This is a genomic window from Streptomyces sp. NPDC058231 (assembly GCF_042882275.1).
GTDB lineage: Bacteria > Actinomycetota > Actinomycetes > Streptomycetales > Streptomycetaceae > Streptomyces.
The window spans coordinates 1-24307 of the sequence record NZ_JBHVWN010000081.1; the positions used below are offsets into that span (position 1 = coordinate 1).

26 protein-coding genes and 2 pseudogenes are annotated in these 24307 nt (G+C 67.1%); 16 read left to right on the forward strand and 12 right to left on the reverse strand.

Translation table 11 applies throughout. The annotated features are described in order from the left end of the window. Positions 1–307: 307 nt before the first annotated feature. Both ACFVXE_RS33470 and ACFVXE_RS33475 read right to left on the reverse strand, forming a co-directional pair. Positions 308–889, reverse strand: a complete 582-nt coding sequence (locus ACFVXE_RS33470) for a hypothetical protein (RefSeq protein ID WP_389676909.1) — start codon at positions 887–889, stop codon at positions 308–310. A gap of 32 nt (positions 890–921) precedes the next feature. Beyond that, a complete protein-coding gene (locus ACFVXE_RS33475; RefSeq protein WP_389676911.1) occupies positions 922–1173 on the reverse strand; it encodes a transposase in 252 nt (83 codons plus the stop codon). Positions 1174–1190: 17 nt separating this feature from the next. Here ACFVXE_RS33475 and ACFVXE_RS33480 point away from each other — a divergent pair, with 17 nt between their 5' ends. Continuing rightward, on the forward strand, positions 1191–1364 hold the full coding sequence (locus ACFVXE_RS33480; RefSeq protein WP_389676912.1) for a hypothetical protein: 174 nt from the start codon (positions 1191–1193) through the stop codon (positions 1362–1364). Between the two features lie 175 nt (positions 1365–1539). Then, on the forward strand, positions 1540–2196 hold the full coding sequence (locus ACFVXE_RS33485) for a DUF6461 domain-containing protein (RefSeq protein ID WP_389676914.1): 657 nt from the start codon (positions 1540–1542) through the stop codon (positions 2194–2196). Here ACFVXE_RS33485 and ACFVXE_RS33490 read toward each other — a convergent pair. Continuing rightward, positions 2136–2951, reverse strand: a pseudogene (locus ACFVXE_RS33490) (transposase); the annotation flags it as partial. The gene ACFVXE_RS33485 and the pseudogene ACFVXE_RS33490 overlap by 61 nt on opposite strands. Before the next feature lie 122 nt (positions 2952–3073). Then, the gene (locus tag ACFVXE_RS33495) at positions 3074–4951 is read right to left on the reverse strand and encodes a transketolase (RefSeq protein WP_389676915.1); all 1878 of its coding nucleotides are present in this window, start codon (positions 4949–4951) and stop codon (positions 3074–3076) included. Positions 4952–5370: 419 nt separating this feature from the next. On the opposite strand from ACFVXE_RS33495, the gene ACFVXE_RS33500 reads away from it, so the two are divergent. The 4 genes from ACFVXE_RS33500 to ACFVXE_RS33515 all read left to right on the forward strand — a co-directional run bounded on the left by ACFVXE_RS33500 (position 5371) and on the right by ACFVXE_RS33515 (position 7790). Then, the gene (locus ACFVXE_RS33500; protein WP_389676917.1) at positions 5371–5874 is read left to right on the forward strand and encodes a hypothetical protein; all 504 of its coding nucleotides are present in this window, start codon (positions 5371–5373) and stop codon (positions 5872–5874) included. Positions 5875–5995: 121 nt separating this feature from the next. After that, complete coding sequence (locus ACFVXE_RS33505; RefSeq protein WP_389676919.1) at positions 5996–6880, forward strand: GNAT family N-acetyltransferase; 885 nt, start codon at positions 5996–5998, stop codon at positions 6878–6880. A gap of 130 nt (positions 6881–7010) precedes the next feature. Next, positions 7011–7361, forward strand: a complete 351-nt coding sequence (locus ACFVXE_RS33510) for a hypothetical protein (protein WP_389676920.1) — start codon at positions 7011–7013, stop codon at positions 7359–7361. Positions 7362–7370: 9 nt separating this feature from the next. Continuing rightward, positions 7371–7790: a hypothetical protein gene (locus ACFVXE_RS33515; protein ID WP_389676922.1), complete on the forward strand. Its 420-nt coding sequence runs from the start codon at positions 7371–7373 to the stop codon at positions 7788–7790. A gap of 177 nt (positions 7791–7967) precedes the next feature. Here the strand turns inward: ACFVXE_RS33515 and ACFVXE_RS33520 are convergent, their stop codons facing one another. After that, positions 7968–8726, reverse strand: a complete 759-nt coding sequence (locus ACFVXE_RS33520) for a DUF899 family protein (protein WP_389676924.1) — start codon at positions 8724–8726, stop codon at positions 7968–7970. Positions 8727–9334: 608 nt separating this feature from the next. Here ACFVXE_RS33520 and ACFVXE_RS33525 point away from each other — a divergent pair. Then, complete coding sequence (locus ACFVXE_RS33525; RefSeq protein WP_389676926.1) at positions 9335–9622, forward strand: AAA family ATPase; 288 nt, start codon at positions 9335–9337, stop codon at positions 9620–9622. Between the two features lie 367 nt (positions 9623–9989). Here the strand turns inward: ACFVXE_RS33525 and ACFVXE_RS33530 are convergent, their stop codons facing one another. After that, positions 9990–10130 carry a hypothetical protein gene (locus tag ACFVXE_RS33530; RefSeq protein WP_389676928.1) on the reverse strand — a complete coding sequence of 47 codons (141 nt, stop codon included), beginning with the start codon at positions 10128–10130 and terminating at the stop codon, positions 9990–9992. Continuing rightward, the gene (locus ACFVXE_RS33535; protein ID WP_389676930.1) at positions 10130–10543 is read right to left on the reverse strand and encodes a hypothetical protein; all 414 of its coding nucleotides are present in this window, start codon (positions 10541–10543) and stop codon (positions 10130–10132) included. The genes ACFVXE_RS33530 and ACFVXE_RS33535 overlap by 1 nt, the downstream gene beginning before the upstream one ends. A 392-nt stretch (positions 10544–10935) precedes the next feature. Between ACFVXE_RS33535 and ACFVXE_RS33540 the strand changes: the two are divergent. The 3 genes and pseudogenes from ACFVXE_RS33540 to ACFVXE_RS33550 all read left to right on the forward strand — a co-directional run. Further along, positions 10936–11121 (forward strand): annotated as a pseudogene (locus ACFVXE_RS33540) (ISL3 family transposase); the annotation flags it as partial. Positions 11122–11359: 238 nt separating this feature from the next. Then, entirely contained in the window at positions 11360–12394 is a 1035-nt protein-coding gene (locus tag ACFVXE_RS33545; RefSeq protein WP_389676931.1) for a transposase, read from the forward strand. Next, positions 12391–12525 (forward strand): hypothetical protein, encoded by a 135-nt coding sequence (locus ACFVXE_RS33550; RefSeq protein WP_327686263.1) that lies wholly within the window; start codon positions 12391–12393, stop codon positions 12523–12525. The genes ACFVXE_RS33545 and ACFVXE_RS33550 overlap by 4 nt, the downstream gene beginning before the upstream one ends. A 40-nt stretch (positions 12526–12565) precedes the next feature. On the opposite strand, the gene ACFVXE_RS33555 is transcribed toward ACFVXE_RS33550, so the two are convergent. From ACFVXE_RS33555 to ACFVXE_RS33565, 3 genes are all read right to left on the reverse strand, one after another. Beyond that, positions 12566–13048, reverse strand: a complete 483-nt coding sequence (locus ACFVXE_RS33555) for an Imm21 family immunity protein (RefSeq protein ID WP_389676933.1) — start codon at positions 13046–13048, stop codon at positions 12566–12568. A 606-nt stretch (positions 13049–13654) separates the two neighbouring features. After that, positions 13655–14752 carry a barstar family protein gene (locus ACFVXE_RS33560; RefSeq protein ID WP_389676935.1) on the reverse strand — a complete coding sequence of 366 codons (1098 nt, stop codon included), beginning with the start codon at positions 14750–14752 and terminating at the stop codon, positions 13655–13657. A 744-nt stretch (positions 14753–15496) separates the two neighbouring features. Then, positions 15497–16018: a hypothetical protein gene (locus ACFVXE_RS33565; protein WP_389676936.1), complete on the reverse strand. Its 522-nt coding sequence runs from the start codon at positions 16016–16018 to the stop codon at positions 15497–15499. An 862-nt stretch (positions 16019–16880) separates the two neighbouring features. On the opposite strand from ACFVXE_RS33565, the gene ACFVXE_RS33570 reads away from it, so the two are divergent. Further along, a complete protein-coding gene (locus ACFVXE_RS33570; RefSeq protein WP_389676938.1) occupies positions 16881–17906 on the forward strand; it encodes a hypothetical protein in 1026 nt (341 codons plus the stop codon). Between the two features lie 73 nt (positions 17907–17979). Further along, positions 17980–18447: a barstar family protein gene (locus ACFVXE_RS33575; RefSeq protein WP_389676939.1), complete on the forward strand. Its 468-nt coding sequence runs from the start codon at positions 17980–17982 to the stop codon at positions 18445–18447. Positions 18448–18480: 33 nt separating this feature from the next. Here the strand turns inward: ACFVXE_RS33575 and ACFVXE_RS33580 are convergent, their stop codons facing one another. Continuing rightward, entirely contained in the window at positions 18481–18969 is a 489-nt protein-coding gene (locus ACFVXE_RS33580; RefSeq protein WP_389676941.1) for a DUF4265 domain-containing protein, read from the reverse strand. 175 nt (positions 18970–19144) lie between these two features. Between ACFVXE_RS33580 and ACFVXE_RS33585 the strand changes: the two genes are divergently transcribed. Genes ACFVXE_RS33585 through ACFVXE_RS33595 form a run of 3 tightly spaced genes read left to right on the forward strand, consistent with a single transcriptional unit; the run spans position 19145 to position 21202 of the window. Then, complete coding sequence (locus ACFVXE_RS33585; protein ID WP_389676943.1) at positions 19145–19903, forward strand: DUF4253 domain-containing protein; 759 nt, start codon at positions 19145–19147, stop codon at positions 19901–19903. Between the two features lie 24 nt (positions 19904–19927). Further along, complete coding sequence (locus tag ACFVXE_RS33590) at positions 19928–20548, forward strand: DUF6000 family protein (protein WP_389676944.1); 621 nt, start codon at positions 19928–19930, stop codon at positions 20546–20548. 54 nt (positions 20549–20602) lie between these two features. Further along, positions 20603–21202 (forward strand): hypothetical protein, encoded by a 600-nt coding sequence (locus ACFVXE_RS33595; protein WP_389676946.1) that lies wholly within the window; start codon positions 20603–20605, stop codon positions 21200–21202. 597 nt (positions 21203–21799) lie between these two features. On the opposite strand, the gene ACFVXE_RS33600 is transcribed toward ACFVXE_RS33595, so the two are convergent. After that, positions 21800–23107, reverse strand: coding sequence for a hypothetical protein (locus ACFVXE_RS33600; protein WP_389676948.1), 1308 nt, complete (start codon positions 23105–23107; stop codon positions 21800–21802). 53 nt (positions 23108–23160) lie between these two features. Here ACFVXE_RS33600 and ACFVXE_RS33605 point away from each other — a divergent pair, with 53 nt between their 5' ends. Beyond that, positions 23161–23763, forward strand: a complete 603-nt coding sequence (locus tag ACFVXE_RS33605; RefSeq protein ID WP_389676950.1) for a helix-turn-helix domain-containing protein — start codon at positions 23161–23163, stop codon at positions 23761–23763. Positions 23764–24307 lie beyond the last annotated feature (544 nt).

Below are 24307 nucleotides of genomic sequence, written 5' to 3' on the forward strand. Positions count from 1 at the left end.
AGCAGCCTCGGCTACCTCAGTCCCGCTGAGTACGAGAACGCACTCGCAGCCTGACCACCACACCAATGGTGTCCGTCAAAGCGGAGCAAGCTCACCACTAGAATCGCGCTGAAGTGCGGAAACAGCACCGCTATGAGGTCATCACACCGCACCACGGTCCCAGATGACGCGACGTCACCGTGGCAGAACGCCGGTGATCGTTCTCGCGGAATGTGTGCCAGAACCAAGTGGGGTTCTGGCTCGCTTTCCGTGACGCGTGCACGGTGAGTGATATCCGCTGGGAGACCAGCGGGACCGAAGAGGGGTCTCAGGCGCAGATGATGGGGCAGCCACGCCGGATCGAGTGCTGGGCAGCGCGCAGGAACAGTGCGACGTAGAAGGCTGTGTCCAGGTCCATGACCCACAGTCCTGTTCGAGTAGTGGCCAGTTCCTTTGCTTGGTCCCTGAACCACATGCTCAGGTCGAGGTTGTCGCATGTCGCCGGGGTTTCGGGCGGCAATTCGATGGCTGCCGCCAGCTTCTCCGCGAGAGGTAGCACCTGGGGGGCGCCGGCGACCATGGACTCGTAGTCGCCGGATTCGACGGGCAACCAGATCTCCTCATCGAGCGAGAGGGGCACGAGCACGCTCCAGCCGCAAAGGGTCTCTGACTCCTCTTGTGACAGGTGCGTCTCGCACAAGGCGAGGAACCCGGTCATGGAAGGGGTCAGTTTCTCCTCGAAGGCTTGCCCTGAGCCAGGTGCGAAGTCCGTCTCTGGGGGTACGTCCTCGTAGGGCGGCAGGCCCCGCTGCCTGAGTTCAGCGTTGAGCGCTGAGGCGACTTCGCCCCATCCATCTTCCTCGTCACCGAACCATTCATCCGCGCCGATGCTCACCAGGTACACACCCATGTGAGGAAGTTACAGCGCGCATCTGACATCGATCAGTGAGCCAACAGGACTCGCTTGCGTAAGAGAGCGAAGCCGGCCCGGCCGAACATCTGTCTCTTGAGCATCTTGATGCGGTTGACGTGCCCTTCGACGACGTCGGAGTTCCAAGGCAGGGTGAGACCGGCGATGACCGCGTCGCGGTCTCGGTCGATGCCTGCCGCGAGAGTGTGGAGGCTGGGCAGGTCGTCCTGGCGGACGGCGTCGAGCCATTGTGGGAGCCGTTCGCCCTGGCGCTCGGTGAGCATCTGGCGAAGGACCGGACGTGACCGGCGAGGGCTTCGAGCTCGGGGCAGCCGGCCAAGACGGCCTTGAGCCGGAAAGCTTTTCGATCTCGGTCAGCGTCTCGGGTCGGCTGAGAATCCATTTCGTCACCATGCGGGGTGTCGGCGGCTGTGCGGTGACCGGCCGCGGTGAGGTGCGCTTCTCCCGCAGGTAGGCGCTGACCCTGCCGTAGCTGCCTCGGTAACCCAAGGGAACGATCTCCTCCCAGAGCTTCCAGGCGTTGGTGCAGCCCTCGTCCCAACGCTCGTCCAGGTAGACATCCGATGCACTTGATCTGTCAAGGGCGGGGGCCGGGAGGGGTGTCAGTGGTGTGTGGCAGCATCCGCGGCATGACGAGTACAGATATGGGCAGCGGCCTGGACTTGTTCCGGGAGGGGGACTTTCCCATCTACACGCTGACCTTCGTGCGGGACCTGCCCCCTGGCGAGCTGCTCACCCGCATGGGGGTAGACCCGGAGACCTTGGCGCTTCGCGACGCCATAGACCTGTCGGACGACTTGGGCGACGACCTTCTCGACGATGAAGAACCCGTCGTCACCACCGGCATCGACGGCTTGTGGACGTGGGCGTGGGAACAGGGAGGTATGCACGGACTCGATGAGCGAATCTTGAGTGTTGTCTCTGTGGGGACTGAGGCCGTCGTACTCCACTACAACGAGAAGCCGATGCACTGGTTCAAGTACGCGGTCGGCGGCGAGGTCATCGTCGAATTCCACACTCTCGAGCCGATCGAGCCGACCGGGCAGGACCCGGCAAGGCTTGATGACGTTATGAGCCCCCTTGGGCTTGTCCCTGGCCAGGTCGCACCTCTTTACAGTGTCCTGGCGCTGGTAGAGAACGCATTTGGCATCCAACTGACGCAACCCGACGAGGTTGACGACGAACGTTGGAGCGGCAGGCTGCTTCCCCTCCCGGACTGCATGCCTCAAGCGGCGGCCCTCAGAGCAGGGGTTCCAGAGGATGGGAAGGCCGTGCCCTCGTCATAGACAGTGCGCTTGGTGAGGCAGTGGTGGAGACAGCCGAGCAGTCAATTGAAGAGGTGGCGTTGGGCGGCGGTGTGGCGGTCGCCAGCTTCTCGTCGGCGGTCGTAGTGGGCGCGGGCTCCGGGCGAGGACAGGGCCGAGAAGGCCCAGACGTAGCCGACGGCAGCGAGTCGCTGGTTCTTGACCCGGCGGGCCATCACGGCGAGGCTTTTGCCGGACGCTCGGGTGACCGGTGCGGCCCCGACGAAGGCTTTGAGTCCTTTTGCGTCGGTGAAGCGGGATCGGTCGTCTCCGATCTCGGCGAGCACCCGGGCGCCGGTGAGTGAGCCGAGCCCTGGCAAGCTGGTGATGATCTCGGCGTCCGGGTGTGTATCAAAAGACGTCACTGCCGCGGCGGTGAGGTCATCGGCGCTGGTGCAGGCGGCTTCGAATTGCCGTAGCAGTGCGAGGGTCTGATGCCCCATGGCCTGTTCGACCTGGGGTAGTTGCCGCATCTGGGGAAGCCGGAATGACTCGCGGAGCCGGTCTGCTTCGGCCTCGATGCCGCGCTGGCGGCCGGCTTTCTTCAGGAGCGACCGCAGTTGGCGGCGGGTGAGCTTGGTGGCGTGGGCCGGGGTGGGCGCGGTGGCCAGGACGACGCGGGCGACGGGTAAGCACAGCCCTTCGCGGGCGTGCTGGAAGGCGGCGAGGAAGCCGGGGAAGTACTCGCGCAGGTGTGAGCGGAGCTTGTTGCCGGCCTGGGTGCGGTTCCAGACCGCGACGAACCGCCCTCTCAGCGCTCAAGTCCGTCGGAGCCCTCACCCCCCGCCAGCACCAAGGGGTGACGCGAGAGACGGCTGTTGGGTCACCCCGCTCCACCCCCGGGCTCCTTCGGCATACTTTAGCGGCGCTTGATCAGGCCGCGGGCGGACTCGGCGATGTGGGAGCGGGAGATCCCGGCCGCGTCGAGGAGCTCGTCGCTGGTGCCCGATCCCGGCAGGCTCGTGACGGCAAGGTGGGCGAAGGCAGGGTGACTACCGGACGCCGCGAGGGCCGAGAGGACCGCTTCGCCGATGCCTCCTTCAGGATGGTGGTCCTCTGCGACGACCAGAGCGCCCGTGTGCGAGGCGGCGCGGACCAGGGCATCGGCGTCGATGGGCTTGACCGAGTAAAGGTCGATGACGCGGGCCGGGATGCCGTCGGAAGCGAGTTCCTCGGCGGCGGCCAGACACTCGTGCAGGGTGACACCGGCGCCAATCAGGGTGACCTGGTCGTCGTCACTGCCCCCGCGCAGGGTCTTCGACCCTCCCGGCGGGAAGGTTTCGTCCTCGGCGTACAGCACCGGGTAGGCACCTCGCGTGGTGCGCAGGTACGAGATGCCTTCGATGTCGACCATGGCGGCCGTGAGGGCGGCGGCCGAGGTCGCGTCGGACGGATACAGGACGGTGGACCCGAGGATCGCGCGCATCATCGCGAGGTCCTCGACGCCCATCTGGGACGGGCCGTCGGCGCCGATTTCCACGCCGCTGTGGGTTCCGCACAGGGCCATGGTGATCCCGGAGACGGCGGCCATCCGGATGAAGTCGTGCGCCCGGGTGAGGAAGGCGGCGAAAGTGGTGGCGTAGGGGCGGTAGCCGCGGACGGCCATACCGACGGCGGTCGCGATCATCTGCTGTTCGGCGATGTAAGTCTGGAAGTACCGCTTCGGGTAGGCCTTCTTGAAGTCCTCGGCGTGCGTCGAGTTGCCGACCTCGGCGTCCAGGGCGACCACTTCCGGACGGGCGCCGAGGGCAGCCAGTGCCTTGCCGAAGGCGACCCGGGTGGCGACTTCGTCCCCGACGTCGTAGCGAGGCAGCTTCACCGGGCCCGTTGCTGCCAGGGCCGCGACAGCGGTGGCCTCGGGTGGCCGGGGGCCGTACACCCGCAGGTCGCGGACGCCGCCCAGTTCTGCCACGGCGTGCTCGGCCAGATCCTCGGGCAGCGGTTTGCCGTGCCAGTTCTCCTGGTCCGCGACCTCGCTGACGCCCCGGCCCTTGACGGTCCTGGCGACGATGACGGTGGGTGCCTGCCCATCGGCGGCGGTGGTCAGGGCCCGGTCGACCTCTTCGAGGTCATGGCCGTCGACCACGAGGGCTCGGCAGCCGAATGCCTCGGCACGCCGCGCGTAGGCAGCCGTGTCCCACTGGAGCTCGGTGGGTCCGCTCTGACCGAGCCTGTTGACGTCGACGATCGCGGTGAAGTTGGCCAGCTGGTGCATACCCGCTTTGTCGAGTGCCTCCCAGACGGAGCCTTCGCTCATCTCGCTGTCCCCGCAGAGCACCCATACCCGGTAGGGCTGCTTCTCCAGGTCGCGGCCCGCCAGCGCGATGCCGACGCCGTAGGCGATGCCCTGGCCCAGGGAGCCAGTGGCCACATCCACCCAGGGCAGAACCGGGGTGGGATGGCCCTGAAGTCGATGGCCGAATCGGCGGTAGGCGGTCATCAGCTCCTCGTCACTGATGACTCCGGCGGCCTTGAACATGGCGTAGAGGAGAGGTGACGCGTGCCCCTTGGAGAAGATCAAGTGATCGCCGGCGGGATTGTCCGGCGCGGACCAGTCGTAGTGGAGATGGCGAGCGAGCAGTACGGCCATCACGTCCGCCGCCGAGAGGCTGGAGGTGGGGTGCCCGGATCCTGCGGACGTGCTGGAGCGCACCGAGTCCACGCGGAGTTGCTGGGCAAGCTCGAAGATCTGGAGCAGGTCGCTGCTGGAATCGAGCGTGGTCGGTCGGGTGGACATGGCCAGGCCTTTCGTATGGGGCGGCGATGCGACGGGGGAAGAGTTCCCCGGTTTCGGGCGGTCCATCACGCCCCGGGGCCGCTTGACCTCGTTCGGCCGTGGGCTGCTAGCGAGGGCCGCGGTGGAGGCTGAGCAATCACGTCCGGTCCGCGAAAGCGATCCCGGATCTTGCTCCTGGCAGCCAGCGCGCGGATCCGACCCTGGTCGCGTCCGGAACCCTGAACCGGCGCGCGACGCGGTTGTCAGCGTGAAGGACCTGCTCGGACCGACCCGTGGGGCGGCGGTGCGGGACGCGGATGCCGATGCCCTACGCGCAGGCCTGCCCAGACCAAGCGACGCTCAGGCCTGCCCAGATCTGGTGCCGAGCGTACTTCCGAGCGCATCACCGCCAACATTCCTGCCCTTGCCCTCTCCATGGCTTGGACCGCACCTTCCCAACGAACTGCTGGCCGCGGCACGACGACAGGCGCGAGGTGGTCAACGAATGCGTCCCGGAGCACCTGCAGCGCTTCCCTCATCCGCTCCACAGCCTGATCAACCCGTTCAGGGCCGAGCAGCAGTACCCGCTCTTGGACCGCCCGCACTGGCTTCATCGCTATCTCTGCAACCTCTTTGGCATGCTTCAGGTCATCCACTTCGAAGGTGACGTCCACGCCGTTCTCGTTCATGACCTCCCACTGCTCGGTACTGCGGACTACTTCTTGCGTAAGCGCCGCGTATGCGGCGTCCCACACAGCGAGGAATTCGGCGTAAGCCTCCTGACGCTGCCCGCGGAGCCACTGCTCATGCTCGACCTGTGCTTGGTCCCTGACCTGCTGTCGACCAACGCGAAAGCCGAAGAGGCCAGCGATCAGTGCAGCGACGATTGCCGCCCACGCTTCTGTCATGGCGTGCATTCTGCACGCCATGCTCGAGCGCTCTGATGACAGGGGCGTGGAAGGCGCCCTACGAACCGAAGCATTCAGGTAGGTGGATCCCCCGGCCCGGACAGGCCGCGGATATTCCAGTTGTCGATCGCCCACGAACCCGGCACGATCGCCGACCATGCGCCGAAACGAATACGTAGGGCCAGTAGCGCTGCGTGCGATGCAGAGCCTGGCCAGCCGCGTCTTCCCGGAGGCCGGCTGGCGGCACTCTGGCGACCTCGCATGGGCGGCCGCATGCGCGGATTCCGCTCCCGATACCCGCCCCACCGCAGTCTGGTCCACCGGCAACGTGACCCTCGCCTGGGGGTGGCTGGAGTCGCCGGGAGAACTCACCATCCAAGTCGACCCGGCCCATCCGGACCTCGCCGACGAGGTCCTGGTCTGGGCACAGCAGGCCAGCAACTCCGCCCAGGTCAGCGTGACGATCGGCGCACACGAGACACACCTGGCCGCCGCGCTCACGGCCCAAGACTTCGAAGAGGACAGCCACAGCCCGTTCTTCTCCTGCCTCAGCCGACCACTGACCAATCTTCCGCCGCTGCTCACCCCTCCTGACGGCTACCAGATCCGCGCGCAACGCGATGAGGCAGACATCATCGAACGCGCGGCCGTACACCGTGCGGTCTGGAACTCGCCGCAGATCACCGCGGATCGGCACGCGGCGATGCGAGAGGTCTGGCCCTACCGGCCCGAGTTCGACCTGACGGCGATCTCTCCCGAGGGGAAAGCGGTCGCCTACTGTCAGGGCTGGTATGACGAGGTCAGCGGCGTGGGCCTCTTCGAACCCGTCGGCACTGCCGCCGAGTATCGTCAGCTCGGCCTGTCGCGGGCCACGGGCATAGCGGTGCTGCACGCTTTCGCAGCCGCCGGAGGCAAACTGGCCACGGTCTGTCCCCGTGGGGACGCCGGCTACCCGATCCCGAAGCGCGTCTACGAGTCCCTCGGTTTCCAGGCATACAGCCGAACACACACCTACAGCAAGGAGCTCCGTCGCCCGCGCTGAGCCGGGGCGTCTGGCGACGCAGACGCCCGATGGGACAGGCGTCCACGCACGTGAGGCACCCGCCCGCCCAGCCACCGTGACGCGGCCAGGCCGGCGAGACTAGGGGCGTCACAAGATCACCAGCTGGATCATGCGACCGCAAGACGCCCTTCCACCCGAGCTCGAACGCCGCCTGCTCGACGTGCGGATCGCCTGCCCGGACATCGCCCGAGCCTGTGACCTCGCCCGCGCCTTCGCCGAGCTTCTCCGACACCGACGCGGATTTCTACTGACCGAGTGGATCCGCCAGGCCGAGCTGGACGCCCCGAAGCCGGTGAGCGGCTTCGCCGGCTTCCTCCGACAGGACCTCGACGCCGTCACTGCCGGCCTCACCCTCCACTGGAGCTCGGGCCACGTCAACAGAGTCAAAACGCTCAAGAGGGCAATGTACGGACGGGCCTCCTTCGGTCTCCTGTGGACCCGTATCCTCATCACGCCGTAGTCTTCCAGCGTGCGCTATTTGGCAGAACCATTCCTCCTTGGCGCCCTTGAGCGGGGCCGTTCCGTCGAGCAGTTCCTCGGACCGTCTGGAAGCCCCGAGCGGCTGGGGATCCACTGGGTCGAGCTACAGCCAGTACGAGGGATCTACGAGGTCTACCTGCACGCCGCTCTCGGCTGCGAACCCCTGACCAGCGACCTGAATTCGCTGCCACCGCTGTTCTACAGCGACGAAGAGGACTTCGGTCTCCTCCTGGCAACCACGAACAATCCCCTCGCCGCCCTGGATGCTGCCGAGACTCAAACGGGAGCAGTACGCAAACGCTGGGTAAACCAGTCCATGGCAGGCGACGAGTACCGCGACTACGTAGTCGCCGGCCGCCCAGCCACGGCTCCTGACGGCCAACCGTGGCCGACGTCGCAGACTTCCTAACCTGGGATTCACGGAACTCCGGTCAGAGCCTTGAAAACGGCCGGGGCTGCTCTTCCTCCCCAGATGGTCTCCCTTTTCAAGGAGTGGGAGATCGGGTGAAGGAAGCGGAGTGGGCACACGTGCTGTGCCCACCCCGGCCTTCGAACGGTGGTTCCGCTGTGGCTGTCGGGTCCGGGCTCAGCCGCAGCAGCCTGAACTGCCCGTGCTGGACTGTCCGTCGTGGAGGTCGTCGTTGTGCCCGGCCGCGATCCGTGCCCATTGCGCGGTTGGCCGTCCGTCCTTGCGGAACTGCTGGCCGCGGGTCTCATACGGCTGCGGCCAGCCTGCCGGGGAGTCCTCCCAGATCTCCTGCCGTCCGTGGACGGTCATGTCGAGGATGCCGTAGGAGGGTGTCATGGGCTCGACCCCTCGGCCGGTGGTCCAGTACGTCTCGTAGACGTGGTCCTCGTCTCGGAGGTAGCACGCTTTCATGCCGAAGTGGCGGCCGGCGAGGAGCTGTTCGTGGGACTCGGCGGGTACGGAGTACCAGGGCATCTCCCAGCCCATGAAGCGGCGGTAGCGTTCGGACTCCTCGTAGGGGCCCTGGCAGAAGGCGGCGAAGGTGACGTCACGCTGGTGCAGGTAGGACAGTTCGCGTACCTGGCCGGTGAAGAAGGTGCAGCCCTCACATTGGTCGGCGGCGGGGTGGCCGTCGTGCCACATGTGATACGACGCGAACAGCTTGGTACGGCCGTCGAAGACGTCGATCAGGGGAACTCTTCCGTTGCCCCCGACGAGCGGAGTCGACGGGTCGACCTCGGTCATGGGCAGCCGTCGCCGTGCGGCGGCGATCGCATCGCCCTCCCGGGTGTGCGCCTTCTCCCGGCCGCGCAGGGTGTCGATTGCGGCCAGCCACTCCGAGCGGGAGACGACCGGCGGCTTGTTCATAGCAGTCATGCCGTACTGACCCGGCAGCCGACAGAAACTCATCGGCAGGGCCCGAAGCCGGCCGGCCAAGCCTCCGCCACCCGTCAACGATCCGCCCGCCGACCTGGGCAACAGGCGCATCACCGTCGGCGGCCACGTCCGCCCACTCGATGACCTCACCCGTCGTGCCTTCCTGGACTGGCTCGACCACCGCCGCGGCCCCTGGCCGAACACGGCCAACCCCCACCTGCTGATCACCCAGAAGACCGCCTTCGAACTCGGCCCGGCCAGCAAGCTCTGGACCACCCGAGCCACCCGCAACCTCACCGCCACCCTGGAACGGCTCCTCTTCGACCGACAGCTCGAAGAGGCCCTCACCCACGGCGCCGACCCGCTCCACCTCGCGCTCGTCTTCGGCATCGACGAGAAGACCGCCATCCCCTACGGCGATGCCGCTCGGCAGCTTCTAGCATCAGAAGCCGAGGAACATCACGAGAGGTCATAGGCATGCGCATCTCAACCGACGACGGCGAGTAATTGTCAAATCCTGTGGATGAGCTGGTGTGACCGCATGAGCGGGCCGAGGATGCCTGCCCGGTTCTGGCCTGGACGGCGGTCGGGGGTGCGAGGGTGTCGTCATGTTGATTGTGATGGCGGGGCTTCCCGGGGTGGGGAAGAGTTCGGTGGCTGAGGCGTTGGGGCGGAGGCTGGCTGCTCCGGTCGTCTCTGTCGACCCGATCGAGGCGGCGATGTGGCGTGCGGGGGTGGCTCGTGACCAGCCCACCGGCCTGGCGGCGTATGTCGTGGCCGAAGCCGTGGCCGGGCCCCGCCGTCCGGCGGGGCCTCGCGTACGCAGCAGCATCGCGACGTCGATCGAGGTGTCGGACTACGGTGTGAGTCGGAAGGCCGGCAGGCCGTGCGTGTAGAGGCGAGCGCGAGGGTCGATGTCGCGGTCACCGAGTCGCCGAACACGGTCTCGCGCAGCTTCACTGGCATCGGGGTCGAATTTAGCGCCAGAACCTGGCCCGGCCGGTGGACCACCAATCGGCCGGAGACGCCGGCCTCCGCGGCGGCCTCGGCCGTCCGTCCGTAGCGCGGCCGGGCGCCGCCGGGCCCGAACCCGCAGGTCGGGATGGTTGATGAGCCAGCGGAACGAGCGAGTCTCCGCGCGGCCGTCGGTATCCACGAGAACGAGCCGGCCGAGCTGTCCGTGGACACCTTCGACCGTCCACTCGGCGCCGTTGATCGCGACCTGCCTGCCCGGCGCGATCTGTAAGAACCCCCTCGCCGCCATCACACCCCCCAGACCAGCGAGCTGTCGCGCAAGGGACTGCCCAGATCAACGCCAAGGTCCCGTTGCCAGAGCAGCCGGACGATGTTCGCCCGGCCGACGGAGGGCACGCTGGTCGTGTCCGCCAACTCGGAGAACGTCATCACCCGCCTCTTCCGGCCGCCGATAGCCGTGAGCAACTGGTCCCGCATGCCCAGCAGGTCCCTCGCCGGTCGACGGCGCGAGGGCAAATGATCAAGGACGCTCCAGACGTGCGGCGCCAGCCCGCGACCACCGAGTAGCGCCAGCCGCAGGCAGCCGCCACCTCCCTGGCCGCCGCGAACTTCATTGCGTCCTCATCCTTGATCAACTCCATCGGGCGGACGTTCAGCATCCACATCCCACCGCCGATCAGGGCCAGGAAGTCCCGGATGTGCCAGGACGGCCCGCCCACGGGCTCGAAGTCCAACCGGAATGACTGCGACAGCACCTCCGACGCACCCAGGAAGTCCAGCGCGACCAGCAGCCGCATCTCCTCCAACGACTCGAAGCCGTGCTTCCGGCCCGTTGAAGCCATCACCTCAAGCCCGGGGCGATGCCGCTGCTTCGCCCGCCACGTGAATCCCCGCATCGGCCGGGACGACAGCACCGGCACGTGATTCATATCCCGGATCGGCCAGCAAACCTCACCTGCGGCCACCCTCCATGTCGAGCTCCACCGACGTGACCAACCGTCCCCGAGCCGCAGTCTGGCTTCGTGCATCTCAAGGAACAACGATTGTCGATTGGTTCCGGGTTCTGGCACAGATCTTGGGGAGCGGTCGCTGAGCGTCACCTTGGTGTTCGATTGTGAGGGGCTGGGTCACGTGAGACCGCGTACGTCTGGTCGTCCGGTAGCCGAGAATGACGCTCCGTCAAGTTTTTGGTCGTCTCTGCCGTGGTCGGCCGTGAACGGTGATCGTGCTGGTCATGCAGACCGATGCATCATTCTGGGACTCGCTCGTGTTCGACGGTATCGACGAGGTGGACGTCGAAGCGGTGACCGCTGTCTTCGGCACAGTCGAGGTGGTGGCGAGAGGCCGGGTGGCCGGGGCGGAGTGTCCCGACTGCGGCCGCTTCTCGAACCGGGTGCACGACCGCTATCACCGCAGGTTGAAGGATCTTCCACTCGCTGAGCAGGGCTTCGTGATCCGGTTGGTGGTCCAGCGTTCATCTGTAGGGCAGCGGACTGTCCGCGCCGGACGTTCGCCGAGCCGTTCTCGCGGTTGGCCGCCCCGTACGCACGGTTCACCACTCGGCTCAACCACGCCTTGGAGCGGGTGGGGCTCGCGCTGGCAGGGCGAGCCGGCGCCCGGCTGGCCGCCCAGCTGGGCTCGGCGTGGGAAGGATGACCTTGTTGCGCAGGGTCATGGCGTTGCCGGATCCGCAGTTCAGCACGCCGCGTGTACTGGGCGTGGACGACTTCGCGATCCGCCGCGGGCAGACCTACTCCACTGTCTTGACCTGCGTGGAAGCCCATCGCGTGGTCGATGTGCTCCCGACGCGTGAAGCCGGGCCGCTGGCCGCGTGGCTGATCCGTCACCCCGGCGTGGAGATCATCTGCCGGGACCGGGCCGGCGCCTACGCCGAAGGTGCCCGGCGCGGTGCCCCCGATGCCCTGCAGGTCGCTGACCGGTTCCATCTGTGGCAGGGCCTCGGCCGGGCGGTGGAGACCTGCGTCGCCGCCCACCGCGACTGCCTGCGCAGCCCGTCGCCCAGCGGCACACTGCTGGAGGCGATCGGCCCAGAGTCCAGTCGGCCGCAGGACGACTGCGAACCCATCGGCCGGCGGGCCGAGCGCAAGAAGGCCGCACACGCCCTGGTCCACGAGATGCTCACCCAAGGCCACTCACGCCGGGCGATCGCCCGGCACCTGGGCTGGGGCCTCAACACCGTGCTCCGGTACGCGACCGCCGCACGCTGGCAGGACGCCATCCGCGAGAACCGGCCCCGGTCCAGCAGGCTGGACCCCTACAAGCCCTACCTGGAACGGCGATTCGCCGAGGGATGCACCAGCGTCACCCACCTCCACCGTGAACTCCTCGCCGACAACGCGCCCGTCACCTACCAGATGGTTCGCGCCCACATCGCCACTTTGCGCACGGCTCCGGCCAGCGCGCCGCCGCGGCCTCCGACAGTGCGGCAGGTAACCGGCTGGCTCACCCGTCACCCCACGGCCCTGGCTGAGGAGGAACGTACCGCCCTGAAGAATGTCCTGGCTCGCTGTCCCGAACTGGACGCGGCCGCCGGGCATGTCCGTGACTTCGGAGAGTTACTCACGGGCCGCCTCGGCGCCATGCTCCCTGCCTGGATCGACGCGGTGAGGCCAGCCAACTACCCGGCCTCACCGGCTTCGCACTTCACCTGCTCCGGGACCGCGACGCCGTGACAGCCGGCCTCACCTTGGACTGGAGTTCCGGCAGCATCGAAGGCGCCGTGAACCGCATCAAGAAGATCAAGAGGCAGCTCTACGGGCGAGCCGGATTCGAACTCCTACGCAAGATGATCCTGCTTCAGTGACCCTCAGAAACGACTCCCCAGGATCTGTACCAACGTCGGGTCAGGCCAGCTCGACAAATCGGTGGACACGAAAGGACGTCAGGTGATCGGGTTCGACGCTTGCCGAGTCCACCCGGTAGCGGCCAGCACCGAGTTCGAGAGCGGTGCTGGCCGTGAGTGTCCCTACCTCGGTGCCGAAGTAGGCGGCATCGAACATGACGAGCTCGCCAGTAGTGCTCAGTTCAGGCCCTTCCTCCCACGCTGCGGTGAGAAGTCCAACCCGGATGATGTCAGCGACACCTTCCTCGCTCTCCGCGTAGCACCAGCGGACGAGGACTCGGTACTCAGGAAGGTAGGCGGTGGAGAGAGGTTCGTCCCCGAGGACGAGCGCCTCGGATCCGTCGGCCAGTGCGAGGACTCCAACGAGATCCATCGCCTCGCAGGCCCGGTCGTAGTCGCCCTCCGTTCCCGACCAGTGCACCAGCGCGGAGCGTGGAACCACGATGAATGGGCCGCCCTCCGTCTCCAGCCACGTCAAAGACACGCCGCCTCCAGCTTCAGGATCTCAGTTCCGTGGCGACAGCGTATGTGCCGGGTCGGACAGAGCGGCCTCATGCCTGTGGTGGTCGGGGCGCGCGGTGACGGGCCCGAGGTCCGCGACTATCCCTTGCAATCGAACGCGATCGCTCCCCAAGATCTGTGCCAGAAGCCACTACTGGTCGATAAAGCCACGCAGTCGAGCCCGTAGCTCGGCGTCCCTGTCGTACTCCGTCGCCAGCTGGTCCAGGTGACTTGAATCCGATGGGATCTTCGCCTTCGCGACCTCTTCCACACTCACAACGGCACCCCCCGACCGGCAACGAGGGCCGTTCTTCAGAACTGATCGCATGCGACTTTTCGAGATGGATGACATCAAGACTACGGGCAGAACTGGGCTTTAGCAGAGACGTTTTCGCCCCGCTTGGCACCAGAAGGCCGATGCTGTTGACACCTGCGCTGAGATTTCAGTCCAGTTACCACCTGCCATCGCGCAACGAGGTTGGCATCTGAGCAGCTAAGTGGCCACCGCGGAGCGTGCGTGTCGGCGGCTTGCTCGGAACGTGATCCAACAGAGAGGGGTGGGGAGTCGTACGTACCGGGCGGGCGGAGCTCACGCCAAGGTGACGTGCATGCCGCCCCCGGCCAGGACGTCGAGGACCTCGGAAAACAGGTCGTAGGGCTGGCCGTCTGCTTCCAGGGTCTGGGACAGGTGCTCGCGTGCGGTCGCGGCGTTCCGCCAGAGCAGGGTGGCGGGGGCGGTGTAGCCGAACGTGCCGCCAAGGCAGTCGTCCAGGGCGGCCAGGCAGCCGCCGAAATAGCCGCCCGGCCCGTTCACCGCCTCGCCGAGCGCCAGGTAGAGGCCCGCTTCATCGGTGATGTGGCAGCCGTCGAGTTCGTATGCGTGCCCGGCTGGCCGGTCATGGCGTGCGCGTCGGCAGGCTCGCTCCCGTACGAGTTCGAGCCAGGCCCCGCGGAGTCGGGTGTCGAGGCTGTTCCAGGTGCCCAGGGTGTCCGGCGGCCCGGCGAGCCATCGCTCCCAGACGGGCCGGGCGTATTCGGGAACGGGCGTGAAGAGCTCTCCGTCGAGCTCCAGGTCGATCAGATCCGTCCCGTAGGAGGAGAGGCGCCAAGCGCTGACTCGGGTCCACAGCAGGCGTTGGGTGAGCGGCTCGCCCTGGTCGTCCCGTATCTCAAGGGCGGCCTCCTCCAGATCCAGCGCCCGCCGGGTGCCCTTCATCAGCGCCGCCCGCAGCTGATCCCCCGGCGCGAGTCCTCGCAGGACGAGCGGGGGCGCCGCCTGCTCGTGCGGCAGGACGCGGGCGAACTCCTGGCACGAGCCCAGCCACCGGTGCCCGTCGTGCACGCGGACAGGACCCGCGTGTCCCTCCGACGGACCTTCGTAGTCGTCCAGACCAGTGAGCACGAGACTGTCCGCCCCGGCGAGCTGCCCCAGGCTCTCCGCGTCCTCCAGCAGCCAGGGCCCGAGTGCCTCGTCGTCCGGCACCAGCCAGACCCGGCTGCCGACCCAGCCACGCACCTCAGCTCTGTCCGGCACCCAGCCGAGCATTTTGTACGTCCCACGCCGGGGGTTCCCGAACAGACCCTCCGCCTCGACGCAGACGCCCCAGGCGTGGCCGTGATCTGTCTCGGCCAGCGTGTACCGCATGTGCCCGCGATGGTTCTCGTCCTCATACACGGGGGGAATCATGCCCCGACCACGCTCCCACGCCGAAGCCGGGCGTTCCCGCCGGGCACACAGTCAGGGGCCGCCCCTGGCCGGCGGCGCTTGCTCGGTGTCAGTCGGCTGAGCCGGGACAAGATAGTTGGAACCAACGTGGTGTGGTGACCTGAAGGTTTTGACCTTGCGGGACACGTTTGCTGGAACCATCGGGTCACGCTTCTTGCAACCTGCGGTGGATTGCCATTCATGTTGGAACCAGTTCCGAGCAATCCCGGGATCGCAGCGTCCGTGACCGCTCTCCTGCGGCACCTCCCCTGGTGGCACCGCCGGATCCGCAGCTGACCTTCAGGTCCTCCGGGGACAGCTACCGATCGACGTCGACGGGAACTCCACGCATCTGCAGCCGGGCCTTCAGGAACTCCATCTCTGACAAGGTCCCCACCAGACCATCGTGGCTCAGTTCCCCGACCAGTTCACGAGCCCGCGACAACGAGGCCGCTGAGACCTCCCGAAAGACCTTCAAAGCTGGGACGAGACTGGGAACCGAACCGACCAACCGCAGCCTGACGGACCCGTGCGCTGCGAGCAGAGCCCCCCGAACATCATCAGGCGCTGGTCCCGGACCAGCGTGTTCGCACAGGTAGGTGCCGCAGGACCCGCAAGAGAACTCCGAGTCCCACCACAACTCATCGTGAAGGATGAACTGGTTCACCTGTCGCACCGCCATGCTGCCGCACTCGCAACGCGATGCGATCTTCGCGGTCTGACCAGTCACCCGGGCTCCCTGACATTCCACTCCCGCGGCAGGTCCTCGCCGCAGAAGACGCAGACGAAGTCCTCCTCCCGCACGATGTTGAGTTCCCGGCAGAAGCGGCATCGGCGAAAGACCACCTCGTGCGTGAACCCGGACGGTCGATGGATCCCGATCCGATCCAGAGCCTCGGCCACGGCTGGCCATGAGCTGATGTCCGGGCAGTAGCCAGTCGACTGGTTGCTGACCTCCTCGACCACCCACCGTCCGGACTCCTCACGGAAGCTCATCTCGCCGGCGCTCAATACCTCTCCGCCGCCGGCACACACCACGTGCTCGCTGCGGCGCGGAGCCAGTCTCAGCACCCCGCTGCCATCGACGACGAACGTGACCGGCTCGGCCAACTCGTCCAGGGTCAGCGCCGAGACCCAGTCGGCGAAGTCCACCGACGAGCGGATGCTCCGACCCTCACCACCCACCCGGACAAGCGCCTTCGGCTCAGCCGGACCCACATACCGATACCTCTGACCCCGCGTCTCCACGCACACCAACCTAGCGGCTCACACAGCCAGGACCTGGGGAATTACGGGCTCTGGTAAAGATCGCGATCGTTGACAGGGCGAGGCCTCGGCGTCAGCCATCAAGACTCGGTGCCAACAATCAAGACCAGGTCCAACTACCGTGTCCCGGCTCATCGGCACGCAGCGTCACGGGACCAAGATCCACCAACTAGTTCCTCACCCGCCAACTAAAACCCTCGGTCACAACATCAGCGGCGACACGGGATGCCGGGGCAATGAATCTCGCTTGTTCGATTTACGTTCGAGTACTGTGGAGATCCAGCCAGGGTGGTTAGGGACCGTACGAGGCGCTCGCCGCCCGCCTGGACGACGGCCGGGTCATCGTCGTCACCCAGCCCACCGGCAGGCCGGTGCCCGACCTCGTGTCGTACGCCCCCGAAGTCCCCGCCTCACGCGAACAGCCCGGCTTGCCGCTTCGCCGCCCCTGACCAGCACTTCAGCGCTACGGTTATCCGTAGATCGGCCCTGGTGCCGCCCTCCCCCCGTGGGGCGGCACCAGGGCCGTCTGCGTACCTCACCATCGGCGAGATACTCAACTTCAAGGGGTTCGGCCACGGCCTGCCGATGGAGATCGTGATGGACCATCTCCTGACCGGCGGTGGCCCGGACGGAATGGACGCGTCAAGGTCGTCCCTGTCCAGGTGGTACGTGGCGACGAACCGCGCGCGTGGACGGACATCCACGCGGCGATCGTGGACCCGCTCGCGGGCCATCTGCCGGCAACGGACCGGCGGTAGCGTTCTCCCGGGTGACGCCCGTGCCGGAACTCTTCGTGGGGCGGCCACGAGGGCCGTTGTCAGAGGCGATTGGCAAGATTGCGGCCATGAATGTCACTCCTGTCACTCCGCCACGGCCGATCGACGTTGCCGCGGTCTTTCCCCAACTGGCGCCGCTGGCCCGCACGGCGACCCGCCTGCACCCCCGCCCTGGGGCGCCGACGTGGCACGACAGCTCGATCGGCGGGCCGCTGCTGTGGCCCGCTGAGAAGCCGTGGCCGCACTGCGAGGAACCGCATGTGGTGGATGGCATCAACCCAGCCCAGTCCCCGGCGGATCTGCGGCTGGAACGACGGATCTTCGCCGCCTCGCACGGCCGGGACCTGACTCCGGAGGAACGGGAGACTCTCGAGCGGATCCGACCCCCTCGGACGTATCCGATGAGGCTGGCGGTCCAGGCGTACGACGGCCCCATAGCGATGCTGCCCGTCGCGCAGCTGTACGTACGGGATGTGCCCGATCTGAGCCCGCCGGAGGGCAAGGACCTGCTGCAGGTTCTGTGGTGCCCCTTCGATCATCCAATCATGCCCAGGACCCTGCTCTTCTGGCGTTCGGCAGCCGCCGTCACCGACATTCTCGACACGCCCCCCGAGCCGCCCGCAGTGCAGTTCGACGGCTATCTACCGGAACCGTGCGTGCTCGAACCGGAGCAGATCACCGAGTACCCCGACCATTTGGAGCTGAGCGAAGAGCTGCGGGAGCAGCTCAAGCAGTGGAGTGTGCCGCAGGCAGCAGAGGAAGACATGGACCCGGACACTTACTACGACTGTGTGCTGTCCAACGCACCCGGCTGGAAGGTCGGCGGCTGGCCCGCTTGGAACTCCACCGACCCCAGCTCGCAGCCCTGCTCCGAGTGCGGCACCGGCATGGAGGTCCTGATGACCGTCGCCACGTTCGAGGAAGGGGACGACGCCGGGAATAGCTGGTCTCCGCACCCCCACCCAGGTGCTGGACCGTACCCCGGCCACCGCGGCTACAACGCGACCGGTGTCCAGATAGGCAGCGGCTACCGGCAGCACCTGTTCGTCTGCCCGGCGGAGCCCGAGCATCCGCACATCGAGTTGATGACGTAGCCCGTCCGCAGTGTGCAGCCGGGGCGTCACGGTGCGGGCATGCCGTGACGCGGGTGGCCGCGAGGACACCTTCGTGACCCTCTTCTGGCGACGCCGCCTGCTTACCCAAGCCGTGCAGCGCCTTAAGGACCGTGACTTCCGCGTCGTCCACCTGGCGGCGAGGGGCTGGACCACGGAACGGGACATGCACCAGGCCGTCGCCGCCGCACTGCAGTTCCCCGCCTACTACGGCCACAACCTGGACGCGCTCAACGACTGTCTCGGTGACGTGGCCTGCATCGGTCCCTACGACGACAACGTCGCTGAGGGCGCCGGACTCGTGCTGTCCCTCACCGACTACGACCGGTTCGCCGCCGCGTCCCCCAGAGCGGCCCAGATTGTGCTGGACGTCGTCGCTGACCAGGCCCGCCGCGCGGCGGTAGTCCGGCGCCGCTTCTTCGCCCTCGTGCACAGCAACGACCCTGACGTCCGGTTCGAACCCGTCGGAGCCATGCCGGTGATGTGGAACAGCGACGAATGGGCCGACTCCAACCGCCGCTGACATCACGGAGCACAGCACCCCATGGCGGGAGCACTATGAGTTTGCCGTGGTCTCCCATGCGGTGGTGACGCACCCCTCCTCCCAGTGCCACCATCCCTTCGCGTCGCCGTGCCCCAACAGCTTCTGGATCTGCCGCAGGTCTGCATTCGGCGGGACATCCAGAGCGACCATTCGGAACTGTTCGATACCTTCGCCGGTCGTACCGAGGCGGTGAAAGATCTCCAGCACGCTCTGCCGGGCAGCGGCTGAGCCGCCGTCCTTCAGCATGATCAACCGGATCGTGCAGTTCTCCGATGCCTTGACCGTCTCTCCAGCCCAGCGAACGCCTTCTTCGTCGATCTCCACGCGGATGATGTCGTCGCTGGCAACCCCTCGAACAAACCACGGGGTGTTGTCCAACCGCACCGTCCCATCGCCGAGATCAACCGCCCACAGGCTCTCGACGCTCACCGGCGGCCAGCCGTCCTCGTCCACGTCCATCCGGAAATGGACCTTCACATGGTCATCAGTAGCGCTCGTCACCGCATAATCATCCTCACCGCTCCGACCGCCTCCGCTGCGGGTGCCAGCTGACCGATTGATCACGCTGTGCCAACACAGCGATCCGACCTCCCGGGCTGTCAGACCCTCGAACTAGCATCCGCTTGTGACCCCTGAACGCCTTGCCTCACTGGCTGTCCCGCTCCCGGAAGGCCGGATGATCACCTCCGACGAAGATGATGGCGCTGTGCAGCCACTATGGCTGAGCGACACCCCGGCCCCCGCTGAGCTGTGGGCTCGTCTGCTTGCCGAACACAGCACCTCGGGCCTGTGGCCTCTGCTTCTCGACGCCCACGACCCGGGCAACGAATTCAGGCCCTGGGCATCCGGCGAGCTGTTTCCCGAGCGCATGTCGTCACCCCACGCGCACGACCCGGCCGGTCTCCTGGCGCGATGGTGGAACGAGCACACGAAGACCGACGAGGACGACGACCTGCTCACGCCGGACAAACGTCTCGCTGTCACCGCACCGTTCGGGAAGACCTGGCCAAGTCCGGTTCTACGTCACGAGCCCGTGATCGGCCCTGATGAGATGGGCGCTCAATATGCCCGGGTCTTCACCGAACAACATCCTCAGGCGCGTCTCGGTCTCGTCGCTGCTACCTGTGGTGCGCATGCCCTCACCGCTCTCGGCTGGGACGGCCCCGCAAATTACGACAACGACACCGCCAAGTTCTCCGCCGTCGTACGCGACTGGGAGCATCGCTTCGGTGCACGCGTCGTAGCCGTCGGCTTCGACACCCTCCACCTCAGCGTCGCGGCACCCCCCATAGAGACTGAGGACACCCTCCTGGTCGCAGCCGAGCACTTCGCGTTCTGTCCGGACAACGTGTGGCAAGGCTCCCCTCCTTACACCCTGGCTGCCTACGCGGAACGCATCGTCGGTATGAACAGCTGGGACTTCTGGTGGGACTGACCCCAATGGCATAAGGATGTGGGGATGCGTACCGGCCGCGATCCGCAACTCGACAAACTGCGCCGCCGCTACATCGCCGCCGGTAGGCGCTACCTGCGGCTGAACTACGGCATCTTCCGCCTGAGTGATCGTGAACGCGGTCGATTCGCCAGGGAGTTGGCCCGAGCAGTCGATGCCATCACGCCCCGCGAACTCGGCCTCCTCCTCGACTGTGGCTGGCGGGAACGCAAAACCGCCGCCTGGCTGATCGCCATAGCCGGCCGCACAGAATTCCGCCCGCGCCTGGGCGAACTCCTCCTGGCCAGCGAGGGTCCCTACGCGGGGCACGCGTACTGCATCGCCCTGGCCACCTTCGGAACCCCGGCCGACCGAGACCTCCTGACCGCCTACCTCGACCGGTACCTGGCCCACCCCGACTTGGACTACGACCAGACCTCCGCCCTGGGCGCCCTGCTCCACCTGGACGCCACCCACGGCACCGACCACGCCGCCCGATTCCTCGCCCCGGCCGGCCTCTGGAACCAGTGGGCGCGCGAGCAGCCCCACAGGAGCGAACTGGACCCTGCGGAGTGCCAGGAAACGATGGCCAGGTTCTGCTCCTTCGTCGAGGAAAGCGTCAGATGCCGCACAGTGAAGGGCCGGTGAGGTTCCTTCCTTCCTTCCTTCCATCGCACGCTTCTTGGCGCATAACGTCCCTGCGTGACCACGCATGCATCATTCACCCCACGAGTGCCGGAAACCCTGAGCCGCCGAGCGCAACGCTTCCTCCAAGTGCACGGGCTGAGCCTCCCGCCCTCCAAGGTCGAGCCCCACCGGGAACAGTGGCTCAGGCACGGAATCCCCTCGGCGCAGATCGACCGGGTCGTTAACTTCCAAGAACGCTGGGGCGGCATCGCCCTGCCTCCGGCTCCCGTCTACGAAGGCGGCCCGCGGATCCTCAATGCGGACACCCCTGAAGGATCCGCCGGAGAAGGATGGCGGTTCTCGGCCGGAGACGAACGGGTGTCGATGGCCTACGGATTCATGATCGGGCCAGATGGTGAGTTCGGAATCCGTGCCGATCGCTGGACCTCGCTGCACGCGGGTATCGACGGCTGGGTCGAATCCCTGGCCCTGGCCCACCACGCCGCACTCTGGGTGAAGAACATCACAAAGATCACAGGCGACGCCGTCGACGACCTCGACCTGGACTCGTATGAACCCGTGCATGAGGTCCAAGGGATCACGGACAACTCCGTCTGGCCCGGGACTACGAGACCCTGCCCGCCACCAGCGAGGCGACGATCCGGTGGTCGATAGTCACGCGGATGAGCCGGCGTCTGGGACGGCCACGGACCGCCGGCCGGCACTGAACGCCCCCGACGCCTCCAGGAGGAGCCACCCGCGCTCCGCCAGGCGCTCGCGAGCGGTCCCCTGCACCTCCGGCCCGCCCACGTCCGCTCGGGTCCGGTGAACCGGAAGGTCAGCGACCGGTCAGCGGATTGCGCATCGTGCTCGGCGTCCTGTTCGGTGGTCGCGATGACATCCCGAACACTCCGCCGTCAAAGTCCACGACAGCACAGCCCACCGCCGATGCCAGATCTACCCCCTCCCCATCTGGACGCACCCCTCATACACGCCGCCCGCATCCACGGACAACTCAACGACGCACCCCCGACAGCCCGCTCCTCCCCCTCATCACCATCCGACATGGACAGCAACTCCACCTCTCCGCGGCAGGAATCCGCTGCACGCTGGCCCCCACGCGGTAAGAGGCAACACCTCCGGCGTTGTCCCGTCGCAAAGGACCTGGTCTCCGAGACCGGCTCCGACCTGGATCGACCAGATCAAGTGAGACGCGTAGGGCTTGAAATCTCAGGTGATCCGGTCCGGGGAGAGCGGATACCTGTGTCCGTCTCAGGTGATCTGGTTCGCCTGGGGTGTTTTCGCCCGGTTGCAGGGTTCGTGCTGAAGCCGGCGGTCCAGCCATGCGGCGACGTCCGTGATGACCGCCGCGTCGACGTGCTGGGGTGCCATGTACCCGGCGGGCGTCGACGGTCCTGTCCCAGGGAAGAAGAGGTGATCGTCGGCTTCGTGGATCTGGATGGTGACGTCCGGACGCCCGGCCAGCCCCTCTCGCCAGAGGGACAAGTCGTGCTCGACGGTGACCTGGTAGTCGCGGCCGCCCTGAAGGATCAGCAGCGGCTTGTCCAGGCGGGCGGCAGTGGCAACCGGGTCGTAGGAGCGCAGGTCCAGCCAGTACGAGGCAGGAAGACCGAAGGGCAGGTCCTCCCGGGGCGTACGGGGTGACAGGGCGGTCTCGACGGTCGCGGCCTGACGGGTGATCTCCGCAAGGACCGCCTCGGAGTGCTCGCCGGGGTCGAGGGCGGCGAGGTGGCCCACGACCCGGACGGCCGCCCGGTGCATGGGCTCCGCGTCACCCGCCAGGATCACGACGCCCGCGACGGACGGCTCGGTCTCGGCGACCCGTGGGGCGACCTTGCCCCCCATGCTGTGCCCGGCGACGAACACCCGGCAGGCATCGACACACGGCTCCTCCTGGAGCAGACGCACGGCGGCAACGGCATAGGGGACGTACTCGCCTGTCATCGTGAAGTCGTCCGCGGCAGCCACCTCCGCCGCGTGCGTGAAGGTCACCTTGTCGTGGCGCAGCACCGCCACGCCGCGGCTGGCCAGACCCCAGGCGAGGTCCTTGAGGGGCTTGTTGGGTCCGCTGGTCGCGTCCCGGTCGAAGGGACCTCCGCCGCTGAGCAGCACGACCCCGGGCCACGGGCCGTCACCGTGCGGAACGGTGACGGTGCCGGCCACTGTGAGAGCACCGGCTCCGACCGTGACGTCGTGCTCCTCGAAGGCGTCCGGATCCGCGTAGGAGGGCGCCGCCCACGGTTCGCCGGCAGGGGGCGCGAGGCGCAGCCCGTTCAGCAGGCCGGCGGAGTCGACCGACATGACGGCGGTGAACTGTCCCCGCTCGCAGACCACGGGAACGCTGACCCGGATCAGGTCCGGCCGCAGGCTCTCGCTCGACGGTTCGCCGAGGTCCGTGACCGGACCGGTTCCCGCGGTCGCGGCGAGCCAGGCCGCCTGGAGTGTCTCGGCGGTCAGCGCAGCACGCAACGGCGGGGCGAACAGCGCAGCGATCTCCCCGAAACGGCCATCGCGCGCCCACGCGACCACCAGCACGGCGGTCTCCTCCGCAGTCTGCATCCCCTCACCTTTCTTAGATTTGAGAAAGGTAGCATGCGTGAGAAAGTGGAGGGATGGACACCTTGGAACTCCTGGCGCATCCTGTCCGCCTCCGCGTGGTCCACGCACTGCGCGGCGGACGGGTCCTGACCACCGGGCAGCTGTGCGCACTGATCCCGGACGTGTCCAAGGCGACCGTCTACCGGCACGTCGACCTTCTCGCCGCAGGCGGCATCCTCGACGTCGCCGACGAACGGCGGGTGCGGGGCGCCGTCGAACGCCGGTACCGGCTGCGGCAGGAACGCACGGGCATCGACGCGGAAACCGCGCGTGCGCTCACCCCGCAGCACCACGAACGGGCTTTCGCTGCCGCCATGGCCGCCCTGGTCGCGGAGTTCGGTGCTTACCTGGAGCGCGAAGGCAGCGATCCCGTGGACGACCTCGTCGGCTATCGGCAGCACGCGATCTGGCTCAGCAAGGACGAGCTCGTAGCACTGATCGGCGCGATGCAAGCCGCCATCGCGCCCCTCCTCGCCAACGAAGCCTCGAGGGAACGTACCCGCTACCTCCTCAGCCCCATCCTGTTCCCCGCCGAACAGGCCGAACAGGCCGAACAGGCCGAACAGCAAGACCCGCTGCAGCCGACACCGCCGCTCGCGGTGAACCAGATCATCTGAGATGACGAGCGAATCAGACCAGATCACCCGAGACAGCGGCCAAGTCGACAGAGACGAGACAGGCGTATCGCCATCACACTCCTGACCAGCGACAACGCACTCCACGTCATACCGACCGGCAACCAAATGACCCGCACCAACGCCAAAAACGTCAGCGCCGAATCGGCATCCGTGTCACCACCCGCAACCCAACCCACACCACGCTGAACAGCACAAACCCGATACCAACCCCACTGACATCACAACGCCGAACGACCACTGACAAAAACTTACAGATCATCACCAGCACCTCAGTGGATGTCCGTCTACGACCGCCGAGTCCAGCAGGCTCTGGACGCGCTGGAATTCGCCCGGACCCGTGCTTCCGTGTGTACGGCGGCTGCATGGACCTCCTGAACCGCCTTCTGAGTCACGGCGGTCAGCAGGCGGAAGGCCGCGCGGCAGGGGCGGGGCGGACGGCCCCCCCCCCCCCCCGCCGGGGGGCCCCCCCCCGCCCGGATGGCGTGGTCGGCGGTGGCAAGGGCGTGGGTGAAGCCGGAGCAGA

Excerpts from the sequence above, each read along its gene's own strand:
- ACFVXE_RS33470 (WP_389676909.1), bottom strand. The coding sequence starts at position 889 with ATGGGTGTGTACCTGGTGAGCATCGGCGCGGATGAATGGTTCGGTGAC.
- ACFVXE_RS33475 (WP_389676911.1), bottom strand. The coding sequence starts at position 1,173 with ATGCTCACCGAGCGCCAGGGCGAACGGCTCCCACAATGGCTCGACGCC.
- ACFVXE_RS33485 (WP_389676914.1), top strand. The coding sequence starts at position 1,540 with ATGACGAGTACAGATATGGGCAGCGGCCTGGACTTGTTCCGGGAGGGG.
- ACFVXE_RS33495 (WP_389676915.1), bottom strand. The coding sequence starts at position 4,951 with ATGTCCACCCGACCGACCACGCTCGATTCCAGCAGCGACCTGCTCCAG.
- ACFVXE_RS33505 (WP_389676919.1), top strand. The coding sequence starts at position 5,996 with ATGCGCCGAAACGAATACGTAGGGCCAGTAGCGCTGCGTGCGATGCAG.
- ACFVXE_RS33510 (WP_389676920.1), top strand. The coding sequence starts at position 7,011 with ATGCGACCGCAAGACGCCCTTCCACCCGAGCTCGAACGCCGCCTGCTC.
- ACFVXE_RS33520 (WP_389676924.1), bottom strand. The coding sequence starts at position 8,726 with ATGACTGCTATGAACAAGCCGCCGGTCGTCTCCCGCTCGGAGTGGCTG.
- ACFVXE_RS33525 (WP_389676926.1), top strand. The coding sequence starts at position 9,335 with ATGTTGATTGTGATGGCGGGGCTTCCCGGGGTGGGGAAGAGTTCGGTG.
- ACFVXE_RS33530 (WP_389676928.1), bottom strand. The coding sequence starts at position 10,130 with ATGACGTTCTCCGAGTTGGCGGACACGACCAGCGTGCCCTCCGTCGGC.
- ACFVXE_RS33535 (WP_389676930.1), bottom strand. The coding sequence starts at position 10,543 with ATGGCTTCAACGGGCCGGAAGCACGGCTTCGAGTCGTTGGAGGAGATG.
- ACFVXE_RS33560 (WP_389676935.1), bottom strand. The coding sequence starts at position 14,752 with ATGATTCCCCCCGTGTATGAGGACGAGAACCATCGCGGGCACATGCGG.
- ACFVXE_RS33570 (WP_389676938.1), top strand. The coding sequence starts at position 16,881 with ATGAATGTCACTCCTGTCACTCCGCCACGGCCGATCGACGTTGCCGCG.
- ACFVXE_RS33585 (WP_389676943.1), top strand. The coding sequence starts at position 19,145 with ATGATCACCTCCGACGAAGATGATGGCGCTGTGCAGCCACTATGGCTG.
- ACFVXE_RS33590 (WP_389676944.1), top strand. The coding sequence starts at position 19,928 with ATGCGTACCGGCCGCGATCCGCAACTCGACAAACTGCGCCGCCGCTAC.
- ACFVXE_RS33600 (WP_389676948.1), bottom strand. The coding sequence starts at position 23,107 with ATGCAGACTGCGGAGGAGACCGCCGTGCTGGTGGTCGCGTGGGCGCGC.
- ACFVXE_RS33605 (WP_389676950.1), top strand. The coding sequence starts at position 23,161 with ATGGACACCTTGGAACTCCTGGCGCATCCTGTCCGCCTCCGCGTGGTC.